Annotated in this window: 14 protein-coding genes and 1 tRNA gene; 3 read left to right on the forward strand and 12 right to left on the reverse strand. The window is 62.4% G+C overall.

The window, feature by feature from the left end; translation table 11 throughout:
• Window positions 1-3 precede the first annotated feature (3 nt).
• The 9 genes from SynM161_RS01525 to SynM161_RS01565 form a co-directional block, all read right to left on the reverse strand.
• Window positions 4-936: a methyltransferase domain-containing protein gene (locus SynM161_RS01525; protein WP_186541787.1), complete on the reverse strand. Its 933-nt coding sequence runs from the start codon at window positions 934-936 to the stop codon at window positions 4-6.
• The gene (locus SynM161_RS01530; protein ID WP_114987187.1) at window positions 936-1571 is read right to left on the reverse strand and encodes an LON peptidase substrate-binding domain-containing protein; all 636 of its coding nucleotides are present in this window, start codon (window positions 1569-1571) and stop codon (window positions 936-938) included. The genes SynM161_RS01525 and SynM161_RS01530 overlap by 1 nt, the downstream gene beginning before the upstream one ends.
• Window positions 1572-1627: 56 nt before the next feature.
• Window positions 1628-1948 carry a 30S ribosomal protein S10 gene (rpsJ, locus tag SynM161_RS01535; RefSeq protein WP_011363346.1) on the reverse strand — a complete coding sequence of 107 codons (321 nt, stop codon included), beginning with the start codon at window positions 1946-1948 and terminating at the stop codon, window positions 1628-1630.
• A 120-nt stretch (window positions 1949-2068) separates the two neighbouring features.
• Complete coding sequence (gene tuf, locus SynM161_RS01540; protein ID WP_114987190.1) at window positions 2069-3268, reverse strand: elongation factor Tu; 1200 nt, start codon at window positions 3266-3268, stop codon at window positions 2069-2071.
• Window positions 3269-3312: 44 nt separating this feature from the next.
• Entirely contained in the window at window positions 3313-5388 is a 2076-nt protein-coding gene (fusA, locus tag SynM161_RS01545; protein ID WP_186541788.1) for an elongation factor G, read from the reverse strand.
• An 89-nt stretch (window positions 5389-5477) separates the two neighbouring features.
• On the reverse strand, window positions 5478-5948 hold the full coding sequence (gene rpsG, locus SynM161_RS01550; protein WP_006849937.1) for a 30S ribosomal protein S7: 471 nt from the start codon (window positions 5946-5948) through the stop codon (window positions 5478-5480).
• A gap of 41 nt (window positions 5949-5989) precedes the next feature.
• Window positions 5990-6364, reverse strand: coding sequence for a 30S ribosomal protein S12 (rpsL, locus tag SynM161_RS01555; protein ID WP_006850614.1), 375 nt, complete (start codon window positions 6362-6364; stop codon window positions 5990-5992).
• 72 nt (window positions 6365-6436) lie between these two features.
• Entirely contained in the window at window positions 6437-6763 is a 327-nt protein-coding gene (locus tag SynM161_RS01560) for an iron-sulfur cluster assembly accessory protein (protein WP_114987195.1), read from the reverse strand.
• A gap of 34 nt (window positions 6764-6797) precedes the next feature.
• Entirely contained in the window at window positions 6798-8483 is a 1686-nt protein-coding gene (locus tag SynM161_RS01565; RefSeq protein ID WP_186541789.1) for a phosphodiester glycosidase family protein, read from the reverse strand.
• Window positions 8484-8585: 102 nt separating this feature from the next.
• On the opposite strand from SynM161_RS01565, the gene gltB reads away from it, so the two are divergent.
• Window positions 8586-13187, forward strand: a complete 4602-nt coding sequence (gene gltB / locus SynM161_RS01570; RefSeq protein ID WP_186541790.1) for a glutamate synthase large subunit — start codon at window positions 8586-8588, stop codon at window positions 13185-13187.
• A 15-nt stretch (window positions 13188-13202) separates the two neighbouring features.
• Entirely contained in the window at window positions 13203-13511 is a 309-nt protein-coding gene (locus tag SynM161_RS01575; protein ID WP_186541791.1) for a YciI family protein, read from the forward strand.
• Here the strand turns inward: SynM161_RS01575 and lipA are convergent.
• Window positions 13489-14358, reverse strand: coding sequence for a lipoyl synthase (lipA, locus tag SynM161_RS01580; RefSeq protein WP_186541792.1), 870 nt, complete (start codon window positions 14356-14358; stop codon window positions 13489-13491). The two genes, SynM161_RS01575 and lipA, sit on opposite strands and share 23 nt — an antisense overlap.
• 86 nt (window positions 14359-14444) lie before the next feature.
• Between lipA and SynM161_RS01585 the strand changes: the two genes are divergently transcribed.
• A tRNA-Pro gene (locus SynM161_RS01585) sits at window positions 14445-14518 on the forward strand.
• Window positions 14519-14585: 67 nt separating this feature from the next.
• Here the strand turns inward: SynM161_RS01585 and cobJ are convergent.
• Together cobJ and SynM161_RS01595 are read right to left on the reverse strand one after the other, a co-directional pair.
• Window positions 14586-16325 carry a precorrin-3B C(17)-methyltransferase gene (gene cobJ, locus SynM161_RS01590; RefSeq protein WP_186541793.1) on the reverse strand — a complete coding sequence of 580 codons (1740 nt, stop codon included), beginning with the start codon at window positions 16323-16325 and terminating at the stop codon, window positions 14586-14588.
• Between the two features lie 69 nt (window positions 16326-16394).
• Complete coding sequence (locus SynM161_RS01595; RefSeq protein WP_186541794.1) at window positions 16395-17738, reverse strand: hypothetical protein; 1344 nt, start codon at window positions 17736-17738, stop codon at window positions 16395-16397.
• Window positions 17739-18030 lie beyond the last annotated feature (292 nt).

Raw genomic sequence — 18030 nt, forward strand, 5'->3', positions numbered from 1 at the left:
GGATCAGCCCTTTCTGATCCGGAAGACGCCGAATTGCATCAGACCGGTGGCGAAGGCCCAGTGCATCAGCAGCAAGGTCGGCGTTTCTCTCAGGCCTTGCAGGACCGCTTTCGGTCCCAGGCTGAGCACCGCCCAGGGGCGTCGGACGCCCTCGATGATCGAGTCAATCCATGAGGGGAGCGTGGCCTGGGTCCAGTCAGCGGTGACGATCTCGCCACGGTTGTGCACGCTGTTGTCGAGGTTCTGGCGGAACCCCTTGATGCTGGCGAATTCAGGGTGGGCCCATTGGTTGAGCAGCTGACGCATTACCCAGCGTTCGGTTCGCGTCATGCCGCCGTCAGATGGATCCCGGCGGTTCCAGTCGGCCACTGCAAGCAGACCCCCGGGTCGCATCACCCGCAGCAGCTCATCGGCATAACGCTGCTTGTCTGGCATGTGGGGACCGGCCTCCACACTCCAAACCGCATCAAAGCTCTGATCGGGCAGTTGAAGATCCAAGGCGTCCATCACCTGGAAGCGGCAGCTCAGGCCTGATGGGGTGAGTTGTGTGGCTCGTTCCACTTGGGCAGGGCTGATGCTGATGCCGAGAACGTTCAATCCGTAATCCCGCGCCAGGATTCGGGCACTGCCACCGATGCCGCATCCGACATCCAGCACCCGGCTGCCGGCGGGGAGTTGGTCCAGACCGCTCCATCGCACCAGCTCGTGGACGAAGGCTTCCTTGGCTTCGCGGAAGTCGCAGGAGCCGGGCGGGGTCCCGTAATGACCGAGATGGACATGCTCTCCCCAGAGCTGCTCCAGCAAACGGTCCTCCGTCCAGGCGTCGTAGGCGGAGGCGACACTCTCCGACGATTCGTAGCGCCGGTCGCGGCGAAGCCAAAGTGCAACTCCGGTGGCGCCAACGGCGCCGGCTACCACTAACAGAGATCCCAACATCACTTCAGATCCATCAACACAGTGCGGGCTGCCAGTTGGCGTCGGGTGTGATCCAACATTTCAAATTGCTGACTCAACCGTTCGTGGGTGTCGGTTAGTTCCAGAAGACTCTGTTGCTCCGAGGCGGCCTGATCCAGATGGGCGCTGATCCAGAAGGAGAGCTCCCGCGGCAGATCAGGCAGATCGTCAGGCAGTTCCACCTCTCGGTTTTGCAGTTTGCTGGTCAGCTGAACGACGTCGCTCAAGGCTTCGCTCACCTTGTCCCGCAGGCTGTTGAGCTGGTCGGTGTCGGCCACGGGCTCATCCTCCAGCCAGCTCACCATCCCTGTTCGGTAGGGCGTTTCCCGCGTGATGTTGAGCAGCCGGAACCGCTGTTGGCCCAGCGAAACGATGTAGCTGCGACCGTCTTCGGTTGTTTGGTGCTGAAGCACCTCAGCGCAGCAACCGATTTCGGCCATTTCGCCGTTCTCGGGGTTGATGCGAACGATGCCGAATCGTTTGTCGGTCTCCAGAACCGTCTGGAGAAGCATCCGATAACGCGATTCAAAAATGTGCAGCGGCAGGAGCTGCTGCGGGAACAACACGACGTCCGGCAGGGGGAACAGGGGAAGCTCCCTCACAGAAAAATCGGACACGAACGCCGTGTTGTAGGCAACTGAATCCTAGGAAAATGAAGTTCTGATCGAACGGATCAGAGCTTCACTTCGATGTCCACACCACTGGGGAGATCAAGCTTCATCAGCGCATCGATGGTTTTGGCCGAGGGGCTGTAGATGTCGATGATCCGACGGTGGGTGCGGGTCTCGAAGTGCTCGCGGGAGTCCTTGTCCACGTGGGGAGAGCGCAGAACGCAGTAGATCTTGCGTTTCGTGGGCAGGGGGATCGGACCGATCGCGGTTGCAGCGGTGTTATCGGCCGTTTCAATGATTTTCTCGCAAGAAAGATCGAGCATGCGGCGGTCGAACGCCTTCAGGCGGATGCGGATCTTCTGCTGAGCGATGGCAGTGGACATAGGAAGGGAGCGAAAAAGCTTCTAGATCGAAGCAGGACTTCAGTTGTCGAGGTTCTGAGAAATGTAGGAGATGGGGGGCTGAGCCCCCCATCTCCTGCCGTGTGGTTCAGCTTGCGCTGATCACTCGATGATCTTGGAGACCACGCCAGCACCGATGGTGCGGCCGCCTTCGCGAATAGCGAAGCGCATGCCTTGCTCGATGGCGACGGGGCAGATCAGCTCACCGGTCATCTGGATGTTGTCACCAGGCATCACCATTTCCACGTTGGAACCGTCTTCCGCGGTGAAGGCAGTGATTTGGCCGGTCACGTCCGTTGTACGGATGTAGAACTGCGGGCGGTAGCCAGCGAAGAAGGGAGTGTGGCGGCCGCCTTCTTCCTTCTTGAGCACGTACACCTGACCCTCGAACTTGGTGTGAGGGGTGATGGAACCGGGCTTCACGAGCACCATGCCGCGCTCGATGTCTTCCTTCTGGATGCCGCGCAGCAGCAGACCAACGTTGTCGCCAGCCATGCCCTCATCGAGCAGCTTGCGGAACATTTCCACACCGGTGACGGTGGTCTTGCGAGTGTCTTTGATGCCGACGATTTCGATCTCTTCGCCGACCTTGACGATGCCGCGCTCGATACGGCCGGTGGCCACGGTGCCGCGACCGGTGATGGAGAAGACGTCTTCCACTGCCATCAGGAAGGGCTTGTCCACTTCCCGCTCAGGCTCAGGGATGCTGGCGTCAACAGCCGCCATCAGTTCCTCGATCTTGGCTTCCCACTCAGCCTCGCCCTCGATGGCCTTCAGGCCGGAGACCTGAACCACGGGGATGTCGTCGCCGGGGAAGTCGTAGCTGGAGAGCAGTTCGCGGATCTCCATCTCCACCAGTTCGATGATCTCTTCGTCATCGACCATGTCGCACTTGTTGAGTGCAACCACCAGAGCGGGAACGCCCACCTGCTTGGCCAGAAGGATGTGCTCCTTGGTCTGGGCCATGGGGCCGTCGGTGGCGGCACACACCAGGATGGCGCCGTCCATCTGAGCGGCACCGGTGATCATGTTCTTCACATAGTCCGCGTGGCCAGGGCAGTCCACGTGGGCGTAGTGACGAGTCTCGGTCTCGTACTCAACGTGAGCGGTGTTGATGGTGATGCCGCGCTCACGCTCTTCAGGGGCGCCGTCGATGTCGGCGTAGTTCTGAACTTCAGCCTGACCCTTCTTGGCGAGCACGTTGGTGATCGCAGCGGTGAGGGTGGTCTTGCCGTGGTCAACGTGGCCGATGGTGCCGATGTTGACGTGGGGCTTGTTCCTTTCGAACTTCTCGCGTGCCATGGGTGTTTAAAGAATCGAGGGTTGGATTTGGAGGAGTTTAGAGATCAGGAATTGCCCTGATTCTTGGAAATGATGGCCTCGGCCACATTGCGAGGAACTTCGGCGTAATTGTCGAATTCCATCGAGAAAATGCCCCGGCCCTGGGTCATGGAGCGGAGCTCGGTGGCGTAACCGAACATCTCGGCAAGGGGCACCTTGGCCGAGATTTTGGACGTGCCGTCTTCGACGGACTGGCCCTCAACCTGACCTCGACGGGAGGACAGGTCGCCGATGATCGAACCGAGGAAATCCTCGGGAGCTTCGACCTCGACCTTCATCATCGGCTCAAGCAGCACAGGGTTGCACTTCTTGACGCCGTCCTTGAAGGCCATGGATCCGGCGATCTTGAACGCCATCTCCGAGGAGTCGACGTCGTGATAGGAGCCATGCACCAGGGTGCATTTCACATCGATGAGGGGGTATCCGGCGATCACACCGGATTCGCAGGTCTCCTTCATGCCCTGCTCGGCGGGCTTGATGTATTCCTTCGGAACGACACCGCCCACGATCTTGTTGACGAATTCGAAGCCGGAGCCGGGCTCGCCCGGTTCCATCTCGATCACAACGTGGCCGTACTGGCCCTTACCACCGGTCTGACGGGAGAACTTGCCCTCGCCACCTGCGGAACCACGGATGGTTTCGCGGTAGGACACCTGAGGTGCGCCGATGTTGGCTTCCACCTTGAACTCACGCAGCATGCGGTCCACCAGGATTTCCAGGTGGAGTTCGCCCATGCCGGCGATCACGGTCTGGCCGGTCTCGGCGTCAGTGTTGACGCGGAAGGTGGGGTCCTCTTCAGCCAGAGCTACCAGGGCCTTGGAGAGCTTCTCCATGTCGCCCTTGGTCTTCGGCTCAACAGCCACGGAGATCACCGGTTCAGGGATGAACAGGGTCTCGAGAACGATGGGATCGTCCTGGGTGCAGAGGGTGTCACCCGTGGTGGTGTTCTTCAGTCCGAGCACCGCACCGAGGTCGCCGGCACGTAGTGCGTCGACTTCCTCACGGTCGTCAGCCTTGAGCACCACGAGGCGGGAGATGCGCTCCTTCTCGCCTTTGGTGGAGTTGAGCACGTAGCTGCCCTTCTCGAGGATGCCGGAATACATCCGAACGAAGGTGAGCTTGCCGTAGGGATCCGCCATCACCTTGAAGGCGAGGGCGCTGAAGGGGGCGTTGTCGTCGGACGGACGCACCGCTTCGCTGCCGTCGGGGAGCACACCCTGGATGGGGGGAACGTCGACGGGGGCAGGGAGGTAGTCGATCACAGCGTCGAGCACCAGCTGCACACCTTTGTTCTTGAAGGCGGAGCCGCAGAGCATGGGCACCAGGCCGTGCTTGAGCACGCCCTCACGGATGCCTTTCTTGAGCTCGTCAACGCTGAGTTCGCCGGTTTCGAGGAAATTCTCGATCAGCGCCTCATCGGTTTCGGCGACGGTCTCCATCAAGGTGTTCCGCCATTCGGCCACCTCATCGGCCATGTCGGCCGGCACCTCGGCTTCTTCGATGTCGGTGCCGAGATCGTTCTTATAGATGTAGGCCTTGTTGGCAACGAGATCGATGATGCCGCTCAGCTCACCTTCAGCACCGATCGGAAGCTGGATCGGAACAGCGTTGGCCTTGAGGCGATCCTTGATCTGGCCGTGAACCTTGAGGAAGTCCGCACCGGTGCGGTCCATCTTGTTCACGAACACCATCCGGGGAACCGAATAGCGATCGGCCTGACGCCAGACGGTTTCCGATTGGGGCTGAACGCCACCAACGGCGCAGAAGACGGCGATCACACCATCCAGCACACGCATGGAGCGCTCCACCTCAATGGTGAAGTCCACGTGGCCAGGCGTGTCGATGATGTTGATCCGATGGTCCTGCCAGGACGTCGAAATGGCAGCTGCGGTGATCGTGATGCCACGCTCCCGTTCCTGGGCCATCCAGTCGGTCACGGCGGCGCCGTCATGCACCTCGCCGATTTTGTGAACCACACCGGAATAGAACAGGATCCGTTCTGTCGTGGTGGTTTTGCCGGCATCGATGTGAGCAGCGATACCAATATTTCTGACGCGTTCCAGGGGGAAGTCGCGGGCCACAGGAAATTCTCCGGGGGTGGGGCGTGAAAAGGCGGGGAGACTCTACAGGCCAGCCATGAACATCTGTGTTGATGGCTGGCCTACGAGGCTCAGTAGCGGTAGTGGGCGAAAGCCTTGTTGGCTTCGGCCATCTTGTGGGTTTCTTCGCGCTTGCGAACGGCGTTGCCAGCCTCGTTGGCGGCATCCATCAGTTCGCCAGCCAACTTCTGGGCCATGCTCCGGCCGTTGCGGGCACGGGAGAAGCTCACCAGCCAGCGCAGAGCCATAGCGGTGCCGCGCTCCTGGCGCACTTCCATGGGCACCTGATAGGTGGCACCACCAACACGGCGGGCGCGCACCTCCACCAGGGGGGTGGCGTTCTTGACCGCTGTTTCGAACAGTTCGAGCGGATCTCCGCCGGTGCGCTCGTTGATCAGGCCGAACGCGTCGGACAGGATCCGTTGCGCTGTCGACTTCTTGCCGTGCTGCATCAGGCGCACCACCATCATCGTGGCGAGGCGGCTGTTGAACTGCGGGTCGGGAAGAATCGGGCGCTTCTCAGCGGCGTTGCGGCGTGACATTAGGGATCAGAACTTGATGGGGATGGGGAAGAAACCGGTGATCACTCCTTCGGAGCCTTGGCGCCGTACTTGGAGCGGGACTGACGCCGGTCTTTCACGCCAGCGGTATCCAGGGTTCCGCGGATGATGTGGTAGCGGACGCCAGGGAGGTCTTTGACACGACCGCCGCGGATCAACACCACCGAGTGCTCCTGCAGGTTGTGACCGACACCGCCGATGTAGGCCGTGACCTCAAAGCCGGAGGTCAGGCGCACACGAGCCACCTTGCGCAGCGCCGAATTCGGCTTTTTGGGCGTTGAGGTGTAAACGCGGGTGCAAACACCGCGACGCTCAGGGCAGGACTTCAAAGCCGGCGACTTGGTCTTGGCCTTGAGGCGTGAGCGCTCAGTGCGGATCAGCTGTTGGATGGTTGGCATCGATGGTCGGTGAGCGGTCGGACTCCCGACCTGATTCGACAATCGACCACGATACCGGGTGACGGTCCCCCCTCAAAGGCGGCTGAATGCACTGCCGCAGGCACAGGGTTCAACCCCATCGCTGTTGCGGATCAGAAAACCACCACCACTGAGGTCGCCGCGGTAGTCCAGGCAAAGGCCTTCAAGCAATTTGAGCTGTTCTGCGGGGGCGTGCAGGGTCACGCCATCGGCCCTTGCGATCGCAACGCCGGCCAGATGTCCTGCCCGGATGCGCAGCACATGTTGTGCGCACTCGCCGGGCGTGAGATCGAGATGCATCTGCCCCGGTGTTCCCGCAACGGCCGCCTGTCGCCCAAGCTCAGCAGCAGCGGCAGCGGTCAGCCGCAGATTGGCAGCCATGCTCAGTTCCTCGGGGCCCCCACTGTCGCAGGTCTCAGAGGGGGATGAGCCCCAGGCCGTTGTGGACTCTCGGGGTGCTGCTTCGGCCATTCATCACGGTGCGTCCGGCCACCACGAGGGTGGTGGAGCTGCCGCCATCCATGTTCAAGGCATCGCGCAGCCCCAGTTGCTGGGCTGCCAGGGCTGTTTCCACAAGGGTGGGATCACTGCCGGCAGCGCCACGCAAGGTCATCAGCCACTGACCGCTCGGCCCCTGGGCCACCACCGTTCTTGGTGCCGCCAAGCTCATGAAGCCCGGGCTGAATCCCTCCTGACGTCCATTCAGCACCACGTTGCCGTTCTGCATCAGCAGTGGACCGCCGCCGAGAACATTGGGTTGTTGCGCGAGGGGGGAGAGTGATCTTTCTGTCACCTGGATCCGATCACCAGGCCGTGCTGGCAGTGGCGTGCGTCCCCGGGCCACCACCAATTCAGCGTCTTTGGGGATGGCGATGCCGCGTTGCAGGCTGTTCTTGTCGACCGTTGCTTCGACGCGGCCGCCGCGAATCAACAGTGCTTCCTCCTCGCCGCTCAGGGCCCGGTAGCGGGGCCCCCATGCAGGTGTGTAGAGGCTCAGCCCCTTCTGGACGTAGCCGCTGTTGAGTGCCATGAGGCTCCAACGGCGACCGTTGTTCACCTGCAGCGTCTGATTCAGACGCAGCCGGCCGAACTGCAGATCCCCTGAGGATCCCCAAGCGATCACACCGCGGTTCAGGATCGGACCGGATAGCCAGACCCCCTGATGCCGCACGGCCCCCAAGGGGAGTTGGTTGATCCGGTTGAAAAAGCCTCCGTTCACTGCGACCAGTGCCCCGGCGGGTTGGGAGAGCTGAGGTAGAAAACGCAGCCCCTGTTGCTGCTCGGCTTTGACCAGAGGCTGAAGGGTGATGCCGAGACGGCTCAGCCGTCCGCCGGCACGGAACACCTGAATGGGTTTCACCCCCACCTTGATGGTGCGTTGCTCCAGGACGAAGCCCCGCCTCAGCCATTCGGCCACAGCTGGGTTGCGGAGGGGGAGACGTGCGCGCTGGACCGGGCGGCGACCACCGGTCTGCACACCATCCAGCACCACCCGCCAAGGGGACGCCAGGCTCAGGCTCCTCAGCTTGGTGGCTTGTCCCTTCAGCACAAGGCCGCCGTGGCGATGCAGCTGTGGCGAGAGCCCCCATGCCTTGAGTTGACGTTGCTGGGTCCGCGACAGCTTGAGCTCCAGCAACAGGTCGTCGTTCAAGCGCTGCACCAGGGCGGGACCGTTCAGGTCCAGCACCAACCGATCGGCGGTTGAACCCTTGCCGCGGCGCAGGTTGTTCACCGTTGGTGGGGGCAGCCGAAGCTCCAAGGTGTTTCCCCTCACTTGGGCGCGGACGCCAGTCGCGGCCAGCCAGTCGCTCACTTCGAGGCCGACTTCATCGCCGAGTGAACGGGTCGCCAATGCGGTCAATGCGACCGTTCGACCAAACCATTCCAGTGCTTCTCCATCGAGACGGGACACCCGCCGGAAACCCAGACGGGATTCCAGAACCTCCAAGGGCAGCCAAAGTTCCTCCGGTTCTGCGTCGCTGCCCCGCCAGAGCCATACCGCTTTGCTGCGCTCTCTCCCGATCAGCACCTCCTCACCGCTCTGGTTCGGCACAGGGCGAAGCTCAGGCGGTGGCGCGGGAAGTGGGGCAAAGGCCAGCATGAAATGCCTTGGCGGAGAGGCGCCTGCCTAGGATCGTCCCTCGAGATGGATTCTGCAGAGCTCGAAGCTGCAGGCCCATGCGATCGTCCGGTTGAGTTCCCTATGTCTGACGCCATCCGTTCCGCTGTCTGGCCTTACTGCGACAGCCCTGCACCCGAGGTTGTTGCGGGCGAGAAGGATGCGTGTGGCGTTGGTTTCCTGGCCCAGCTCCAGGGGCAGGCCAGTCACTGGGTGCTGGAGCAGGCCCTGCGTGGTCTGGGATGCATGGAGCACCGTGGCGGTTGCGGGGGAGATGGCGACTCCGGAGACGGCGCGGGGGTGCTGTGTGAAATTCCCTGGTCGTATCTGAAAGCCGTCTGGCCCGAGGCGGCTGCAGCACGGGGCCTCGGCATGATGTTCATGCCGACCGATGCCAGCCGTCGTGCTGAGGTTCGGGGCCTGTGTGATGAAGAGGCCAAAGCCCTTGGCTTGCAGCCTCTGGGGTGGCGAACGGTGCCCGTCGACCCTGCGGTTCTCGGTCCTTTGGCTCGTGCCACAGCCCCAGTGATCGAGCAGTGGGTGCTGAATGGTGATGCCGACGACGCAAGCTTTGATGGCCAGCTGCTGCGGTTGCGGCGCCGTATCGGTGCCCGTGTGCGGGCCGCTCTGGGTGCTGAGGTGGCCCAGGACGTTTATGTCGCCTCCCTGAGCAGCCGGACGGTTGTCTACAAGGGAATGGTGCGATCCGAGGTGCTGGCGCAGTTCTACGCCGACCTGCAGGACCCACGATTTGAGGTGAGCTTTGCGGTGTATCACCGCCGTTTCAGCACCAACACCCTGCCGCGCTGGCCCCTGGCTCAGCCGATGCGGCTTCTGGGGCACAACGGCGAAATCAACACGCTGCTGGGCAACCTCAACTGGGCCAAGGCTTCAGAAGCCAGCCTCGAGAACGTCTGGGGTGAGGCGGCTGATGACCTGATTCCGGTGGTGAACCCTGCCTTCAGCGATTCCGCCAACCTGGACGCCACTCTGGAATTGATGGTGCGCAGTGGGCGGTCGATCACCGACAGCCTGATCACACTGGTGCCCGAAGCGTTTCGCAATCAGCCCGATCTCGACAGCCGTCCTGATGTGACGGCGATGTACGAATTCAACGCGGGAATTCAGGAACCCTGGGACGGCCCGGCCCTGTTGGTGTTCGCCGACGGCAAGCGAGTGGGTGCAACGCTTGATCGCAATGGGCTGCGTCCGGCGCGTTGGTGCACCACTGCTGACGGCTTCGTGATCATGGGATCGGAGACCGGCGTGGTGGATCTCAGCGGCAAGACGATTGTTCAGAAAGGTCGTCTTGGTCCGGGTCAGATGGTGGCCGTCGATCTTGAACGCGGCGAGTTGCTCGACAACTGGTCGGTGAAGGAAGACGCGGCGCAGCGATTCCCTTATGCCGATTGGCTGCAGAAGCATCGCCGCGGCGTGGCCCCCCAGCCCTGGACCCAGGAACGGCAGGTGGGTGAACTCGATCTGCTGCGGTTGCAGACCGCGATGGGGTTCACCGCCGAAGACTTCGATCTGATCATCGAGGACATGGCTGCCCTCGGCAAGGAGCCGACCTACTGCATGGGCGATGACATCCCCCTGGCGGTGCTCTCCGACAAGCCCCACCTGCTTTACGACTATTTCAAGCAGCGTTTCGCCCAGGTCACCAACCCTCCGATCGATCCCCTGCGGGAAAAGCTGGTGATGAGTCTGGAGATGCACCTGGGTGAGCGCCGGCCCGCCCTGAAGCCCCAGCCGGAAGCTGCCTCCGTCATCCATCTGGAGACGCCCGTTCTGAACGAGGCGGAACTGGCGGCCATCAGTGAGCAGGGTTTGCCCGTCAAGACGGTCTCCACCCAGGTGGCTGTGGAGTCGTGTGCGGGAGGCCTGCAACAGGCCATCGCGGCGCTGTGCAGCGTTGCGGAACAGGTGGTGCGTGACGGAGCCCAAGTTCTGGTGCTGTCCGACCGGGTCGATGGCACGGGGGCGGCTGCCCCGCTGACCCCCACAACGGTGGCGATGCCTGCCTTGCTGGCCGTGGGTGCTGTTCATCACCATCTGCTGCGCCAGAAGCTGCGGCTGCAGTGCTCTCTGGTGGTGGATACGGCCCAGTGCTGGAGCACCCATCACATGGCCTGCCTGATCGGTTACGGCGCCAGTGCCGTCTGCCCCTGGCTCACCTGGGAGACCACCCGCCACTGGCTGGATCACCCCAAGACCAAGAAGCGGATCGAACAGGGCAAGTTGCCCGCCCTGGATGCCAATCAAGCCCAGGCCAATGTTCGTGAGTCGCTGGAGAACGGCCTGCGCAAGATCCTCTCCAAGATCGGAATTTCATTGCTGGCCAGCTACCACGGCGCTCAGATCTTTGAAGCGATCGGCCTGGGAGCGGATGTGGTGGAGACCGCCTTCACCGGAACGACCAGCCGTGTTGCCGGCATGACTTTGGCCGAGCTGGCGAACGAAACGCTCTCGATGCACGCCAAGGCTTTCCCTGAGCTCAACCGCAGCAAGCTCGAATTCATGGGCTTCGTTCAGTACCGCAGTGGTGCTGAGTACCACCGCAACAATCCCGAGCTGTCGAAGGCGCTGCACAAGGCGGTGGCTCAGGGCCCTGGTTACGACCACTTCTCCACTTACCAGGCCTTGTTGGAGAACCGACCGGTGATGGCCCTGCGGGACCTGCTGGAGTTCAAGTTGGCTCCTACCCCAGTGCCCCTGGATCAGGTGGAGAGCGTCGAGAGCATCTGCACCCGCTTCTGCACGGGCGGCATGAGCCTGGGCGCTTTGTCCCGCGAAGCCCATGAAGTGTTGGCCGTGGCGATGAATCGCATCGGCGGCAAGAGCAACAGCGGTGAAGGCGGCGAAGACCCTGCCCGCTTCCAGATCCTCAAGGATGTGGATGGCGAGGGCCGTTCCGCTTCATTCCCCAGCATTGGGGGTTTGCGCAATGGGGACACCGCCTGCTCGGCAATCAAGCAGGTGGCTTCAGGTCGTTTCGGTGTGACGGCGGAATACCTCCGCAGCGGCAAGCAGCTGGAGATCAAGGTGGCCCAGGGCGCCAAGCCCGGTGAAGGTGGTCAGCTGCCAGGACCCAAGGTCGATAAGTACATCGCCTGGTTGCGCAACAGCAAGCCAGGTGTGGCCTTGATTTCACCGCCGCCACACCACGACATCTATTCGATTGAAGACCTGGCGCAGTTGATCCATGACCTGCATCAGGTGCATCCCGCTGCTCCCGTGAGCGTGAAGCTGGTGGCCGAGATCGGGATTGGCACCATCGCTGCTGGTGTGGCCAAGGCCAACGCCGATGTGATCCAGATCTCCGGTCACGACGGTGGCACCGGTGCCTCTCCCCTGAGTTCGATCAAGCACGCCGGCAGCCCCTGGGAACTGGGCCTCACCGAGGTGCATCGTTCCCTGGTGGAAAACGGTTTGCGCGATCGGGTTCTGTTGCGCGCCGATGGAGGCCTAAAAACAGGCTGGGATGTGGTGATCGCTGCCTTGCTGGGGGCGGAGGAATACGGCTTCGGCTCGATCGCGATGATCGCCGAGGGCTGCGTCATGGCTCGCGTCTGTCACACCAATAACTGCCCTGTGGGAGTGGCCACGCAGAAGGAGAACCTGCGCAAGCGTTTCACCGGCATTCCTGAGCACGTCGTGAATTTCTTCTGGTACGTCGCCGAGGAAGTGCGTCAGCTGATGAGCCTGCTCGGCGTCAGCCGTCTCGAGGAGCTGATTGGTCGCACCGATCTGCTCCAGGCCCGCTCGGTTGATCTGGCCAAGACCAAGGGTGTGGATCTCTCCAGCCTGCTGGCCCCGATCAGCGGCGCCGAAGATCGCTCCTGGCTTCGCCACAGCGACGAGGCCCACGGCAATGGACCGATCCTTGAGGATCAGCTCCTGGCTGACGCTGAGCTGATGGCTGCCTTGGAGAACCACGGTTCCATCAGCCGCAGCATCGAGATCATCAACACCGATCGCAGTGTCTGTGCTCGTCTGGCCGGTGAAATCGCCCAGCGCCATGGCAACCGCGGCTTCAAGGGACAGCTCGATCTCACCTTCCGGGGTGCGGCAGGCCAGAGCTTCGGGGCCTTCCTGGTGCAGGGCATGCAGGTTCGTCTGGAAGGCGAGGCCAACGACTACGTGGGCAAGGGCATGAACAGTGGTTGCATCACCCTGGTGCCATCAGACGGTTGTGCTTCTCCGGGTGACCAGGTGATCCTTGGCAACACCTGTCTCTACGGGGCCACCGGCGGTGAGTTGTTTGCCCATGGCCGGGCTGGTGAGCGCTTCGGTGTTCGCAACAGTGGCGCCCGCACGGTTGTGGAGGGAGCTGGTGACCACTGCTGTGAGTACATGACCGGTGGCGTTGTGGTGGTGCTTGGCAGCACCGGCCGCAATGTCGGCGCTGGTATGACCGGTGGAGTGACCTTCCTGATGGATGAGGAGGGGCGTGTCGCTCCTCGGGTGAACCCGGAGATTGTTGAGGTCTGCACCATCACCACCCATGAGCAGGAGTCGCTGCTGAAGGGTCTGCTGGAACGGCATGTGGCGCTCACGGGAAGCGAGAAGGCTGCTGCTCTCCTGGCCGATTGGTCTGCGGCGAAGGGTCGCTTCAAGGTGTTGGTCCCCCCCAGTGAGCGGGAGGCGATGGGATTGGCTGACAAGCAGGCTGTGGCGGCCTAGCGCCGTCCCCAGTCCGTGGCCTGGTTCGTCAAGACCGAAACCTTCACGGCCGTCGCCGCCGCTCTCTCCGTTGAGCAGCGGCGATCCACCCTGGAGGCTCACCGCCATTGGGTTTCAGAGGAAGCTGCAGCAGGCCGCCGTCTACGCAGCGGCTACCTGGTGGATGGTGATCGGCGTCCGGGCGGCGGGGGTTTGTTGATCTTTGAAGCGTCGTCCTATGCCGATGCTCTGGCGTGGGTGCAGAACGACCCGATGATCCGCGATGGCCTCGTGGACTGGCAGGTGCAGGAATGGATCCCCGTCAGCGGGGATGGCTGGCCATGAGCCGTTGCACTTCGCCGGCGTGGTAGCTGCTGCGGGTGAGTGGTGTGCTGACCACCTGGAGGAAGCCCAGCTCCTTTTCGCCCACGGTTCTGTAGGTCTCGAATTGCTCCGGGGTGACAAAGCGGTCGACGGCCAGGTGCTTGGGGCCAGGTGAGAGGTACTGACCGATGGTGACGATGTCGACCTTGTGTTTGCGCAGATCCCGGAGCGTCTCGATCACCTCTTCATCGGTTTCCCCGAGCCCCACCATCAGGCCCGACTTGCTGTAGGCCTTGGGCCATTGGTCCCGCACCCGTTGCAGCAGCTCGAGGGAGCGTTCATAGATTCCCTGGGGCCGCGCCAGGCGGTACATCCGCGGCACCGTTTCAATGTTGTGGTTCAGCACGTGGGGGGCGGCGGCCATCACCGTTTCCAGGGCATCCCAGTTGCCGCAGAAGTCGGGAATCAGCAGCTCAATCGTGGTGAGAGGTGAGCGTTGCTTCACCTGTTCGATGCAGGCCACGAACTGGGACGCTCCACCATCGGCGAGATCGTCGCGGTTCACTGAGGTGATCACCACGTGCTTCAGGCCCAGACGGGCCACTGCCTCCCCAAGCCGTTGCGGCTCGGTGGGATCGAGCTCCCGCACGCTCTTGTCGAAGTCGATGTCGCAGTAGGGGCAGGCGCGGGTGCAGCCGGGCCCCATGATCAAAAACGTGGCGGTGCCGCCTGCAAAGCATTCGCCGATGTTGGGGCAGCTGGCCTCCTGGCAGACCGTGTTCAGGTTCAAGTCCAGCAGCAGGTCGGCCACGGCGCCGATTCGCTCGCGCTGTGGAGCCTTAACGCGCAACCACTCCGGCTTGAGCACGGCGAAGCATCTTCAATCCATGACCCTAGTCGCTGCTGAGATCTGCCTGGATTTCGCTTCACTGCGATCTTTTAAGATTGCAGAGCCGGGATGTGGCGCAGTTTGGTAGCGCACTTCGTTCGGGACGAAGGGGCCGCAGGTTCGAATCCTGTCATCCCGATTCTTGGTTTGCATGGCACTGCCTGGTCTTGATGGAGGCCTGAGCTAGGCCGAAAAAGACCTGGCGCTCATTGGAGACTCGCCCCGGGGTAGCCCCGCGGCGTCACCATCCAGCCATCCTCTGCACGGCTGCTGCTGTTCCCGATCAGAACCAGCGTGAGCATGTCCACGGATTCCGGCTTCAAGCGCTCAAGGCTCGTGAGCTCACGGGATTCCTCTGCGCGGCCCAGCTGCCGCGCCAGCGTCACCGGGGTTGTGGGGGGGCGGTGTTTCAGCAGGATGTCCTTGGCCTGTCCCAGCTGCCAGTCCCGGCCCTTGGAGCGTGGGTTGTACAGAGCGAGCACAAAATCTCCAGCGCCGGCGGCCTCCAGTCGCTTTTCGATCAGGGCCCATGGCGTGAGGCGATCGCTGAGGCTCACGCAGCAGAAGTCATGCATCAGTGGCGCTCCGGCCCGGGCGGCGGCCAGCTGGAAGGCTGAAATGCCGGGATGCACCGCGAAGCTGGGCCGCTCCTGCTCGGGTTGCTGAAGCAGCAGCTCGAGGGCCAATCCCGCCATGCCGTAGATGCCGCTGTCGCCGGAGGAGATCAGAGCAACCTTGGCCCCTTGTTGGGCCAAGCGCAGCGCTTCGGCACAGCGGTCCCATTCCCGGGTGAGCTGGCCATCGAATCGGACCTGATCCGGCCGGCGCAGGGGCTCCAGAAGATCGAGGTAGAGGCTGTAGCCAACCCAGGCGCAGCAATGGGAGAGGGCCGCTTTGGCGTCTCCGCTGAGCAGGGACAGATCCCCTGGACCACTCCCCACCAGGTGCAGCTCGCCCCTCTCTGGCGCGTGGGGGAGGGCCGCCTCGGCAATGGCCACCGTCACGGCACCCTGCTCCCCTGCTGCCGGACGGCTGATTCGCTTGGGCTGGATCAGATGAGCTTGTTCGCCCGCAGCCAGCAAGGCCGCTGCTTCAGCCACCGACGCAGTCCCCATTTCTTGGCGCACCACTTCGGAGGGGTTCGGCACGTCGATGGATGCAAGGGCATGCTCCGCAAAGGTTCGGAACGGCCATGCCCTGGTGCGGCTTAGCTCTTGCAGGGCCGGTTCATCGGATTTCCGCGTTGCGCTGGCGATGCCGGCGATCGCCTCCTCCGCCAGTCCTGCTGTTGCCAAGGCCTCGGCAATGGCCTTCTCCACCAGCGAAACACTGGTGTTGCGTTCACAGCCGATGCCGATCCAGAGCGTTGCTGGATGCCACTGGCAATCACCCTGACGGCGCGCTCCGATCACTAGATCAGCGGCGTCTGGCACCCCCTTGGGATCGATATTGTGCAGCAGGGGATGGCCTTCAGGGCCTCGCCAGGCGGTGGATCCACTGCTCTGGTGAACGCTGATGCTGGATCCCTGGGATTGCCGCACCATCAGATCGCGCCAATGGGCCACCGATCCGCTGCGTTTCCAGCCCCAGCTCTCGCCAAAGGCATCCAAGGGGAGACGTCCCTCATGGGCGCAGGCGCCCGTGATCACCGCCTGCCCGCCGAGATCCATGGCGATTTCCCGGGCGCGTTGTTCGGCCCCTGCGGAATGGCTTCCCAACAGCGGAATGATGAATTCTCCTTTCGGGTCAAGCACCAGAACGGCTGGATCCTTCTCCTTGTCTTGGATCCGAGCTGCAATCAGGCGCGTCACTGCTCCCACGGCGCCCACGAACAACACGACGTTCTCTGCCGTCCAGTGCCCATCAAGGGCGATGCTGATGTCTTGATCGGCTGGCTTGATCCGGTCGATGTGGCCGCGCAGCAGCAAACGCTCCAACAGCGGCATGGCGCTGGGGCTCAGTCCTAGGCCCAGAGCGGGAGCGGCAGATGTGGGGTTCAGGGCAGGAAATCCGGATCAGGGCTTGCGCAAGCGCCCATCGCTGTTGAGCAACTCACGGGCTGATCCTCCCAGGCTGCTGCTTGGCTTCAGCTTGGGTTCCTCGTCGGCTGGCTGCTGAGGCTCCGCTGGCTCCTTCGGGGCGGGAGTGGGAGGAGTGGGCCGAGCAGCTTCTGATTTGGATGGCTTTTCAGCAGGTGGCTGCTCAGCAAGCGGCTGTTCAACAAGGGGTGGCTCAGGATCCTGCTCTTCGTTTTCCTCTGGTGCTGCGGGCTGGGGGGTGGCCTCGGGCTTGGTTTCAACCTCGTCCTTGACGACGGCCTCGGCTTTGAGCTCAGCCTGAGGAAGGTCTCGGGGCTGTTCTGTCGTCTCCTGTTGTTTCTCCTCAGTCTTTTGAGGAGGCTCTGTCGAGGATTCGACCACCTCCAGAACGTCAGGCTCAGGGGAGCCGCTCAGGCGCGCGAGCTGGCTTTCGGTGAGTCGTGGGCGCATCCAGCCCGGCTTGGCACCGTATGCGGCTTTCAGATGAATCAGCTGGTTGTTGAAGACCGGTGTAATTGGCTCGCCCAGCCCATTCAGCAGTTCCATCTGAATGTCGTGGCTGCCTGAGCCGTTCGATCCTTTGAGCCAAAGGGCTTCCTGGTGATCAACCAAAAAGCTGTCCCCATCAATGCTGATGCGGAGTCGCCAGCGTCCATCGCCCTCCCGCAGGTTTTGCAGCGGAGCATTCCAGATCAGCCAATCCACCAACAGGGGTTGCGGGCCCTGCTCTCCGGCTGGTGAGACAGGGACCAGCCAGGGGGCATCACGTTCGGGTTGTGTGCCCTGCAGTTTTTGCCAGAGGTGCACGCGTCCCTGGACTGAGGCCCCCGGTGCTTGAACGGCTTCTCCCCAGGGGTAAGCGGCCCAGGCGCTGAACCGGTGACTGCCCGCCTCCAGGTCATCGATGCGGACCTTCAGGCGGTTTCCATCGCTTTCGCTCAGTCGTAGGGGAGCGCGGTTGTCGATTTGGAGCACCACATGGGGCCCCAGGCCCAATTCGGGGTCGCTGCTGAGGGGCCAGTCGTCGATTTCGAAACGCAGCTCAAGGGCGTCAGAAGAAATGATGCTGTCGTTGCTTGGATCGATCAGTCGCAGGGAGGGGCGGTGCTGTTGCAGGTTCTGGCGCAGCTGTTGCACTGCCCCTGGAGGAGCCACTTCCTGGAGCTTCCCGCTGGGGGCTGAACTCGGCAGCAGTTTGGCAGCGGAACCTGCATCGCGATTGAAGAATCCAGGGCGCGCATGAACAGGTAAGCCGGCACCAAGAAGCAGCACTGCTGCCAGCAGAACAGCCCATATCGACTTCAGGCCAGGGCGACGCATCGGGCATGAACAGATCCGATCATTCTGAACAATCCGCCCTTCACTGTCAGAGTTTTAGTTATTTAGGAAGGAAATATGCGTGAAATTGTATTGCTTACTGCCTGAGATCTTTGTTGTTTCGCTGATTCTCAGCCTTCTGCAGACGCCTGTCGCTGACTGGCTCGCCACGGGATTGAACCTTTGTAACTCAGGGCCCTTTAACCCCCTTCTCCGCCCCTATGCTTCCGCCAGCGGTCCCCTCTTTGGGGCCCCAGCTTCAGTGCAGGCAAGGGGTTTCGACCCCTTTCCAGTA

It is taken from the genome of Synechococcus sp. M16.1, assembly GCF_014279895.1.
Taxonomy (GTDB): Bacteria; Cyanobacteriota; Cyanobacteriia; order PCC-6307; family Cyanobiaceae; genus Parasynechococcus.

Excerpts from the sequence above, each read along its gene's own strand:
- SynM161_RS01525 (WP_186541787.1), bottom strand. The coding sequence starts at position 936 with ATGTTGGGATCTCTGTTAGTGGTAGCCGGCGCCGTTGGCGCCACCGGA.
- rpsJ (WP_011363346.1), bottom strand. The coding sequence starts at position 1,948 with ATGTCCACTGCCATCGCTCAGCAGAAGATCCGCATCCGCCTGAAGGCG.
- tuf (WP_114987190.1), bottom strand. The coding sequence starts at position 3,268 with ATGGCACGCGAGAAGTTCGAAAGGAACAAGCCCCACGTCAACATCGGC.
- rpsG (WP_006849937.1), bottom strand. The coding sequence starts at position 5,948 with ATGTCACGCCGCAACGCCGCTGAGAAGCGCCCGATTCTTCCCGACCCG.
- rpsL (WP_006850614.1), bottom strand. The coding sequence starts at position 6,364 with ATGCCAACCATCCAACAGCTGATCCGCACTGAGCGCTCACGCCTCAAG.
- SynM161_RS01560 (WP_114987195.1), bottom strand. The coding sequence starts at position 6,763 with ATGGCTGCCAATCTGCGGCTGACCGCTGCCGCTGCTGCTGAGCTTGGG.
- SynM161_RS01565 (WP_186541789.1), bottom strand. The coding sequence starts at position 8,483 with ATGCTGGCCTTTGCCCCACTTCCCGCGCCACCGCCTGAGCTTCGCCCT.
- gltB (WP_186541790.1), top strand. The coding sequence starts at position 8,586 with ATGTCTGACGCCATCCGTTCCGCTGTCTGGCCTTACTGCGACAGCCCT.
- cobJ (WP_186541793.1), bottom strand. The coding sequence starts at position 16,325 with ATGCCGCTGTTGGAGCGTTTGCTGCTGCGCGGCCACATCGACCGGATC.
- SynM161_RS01595 (WP_186541794.1), bottom strand. The coding sequence starts at position 17,738 with ATGCGTCGCCCTGGCCTGAAGTCGATATGGGCTGTTCTGCTGGCAGCA.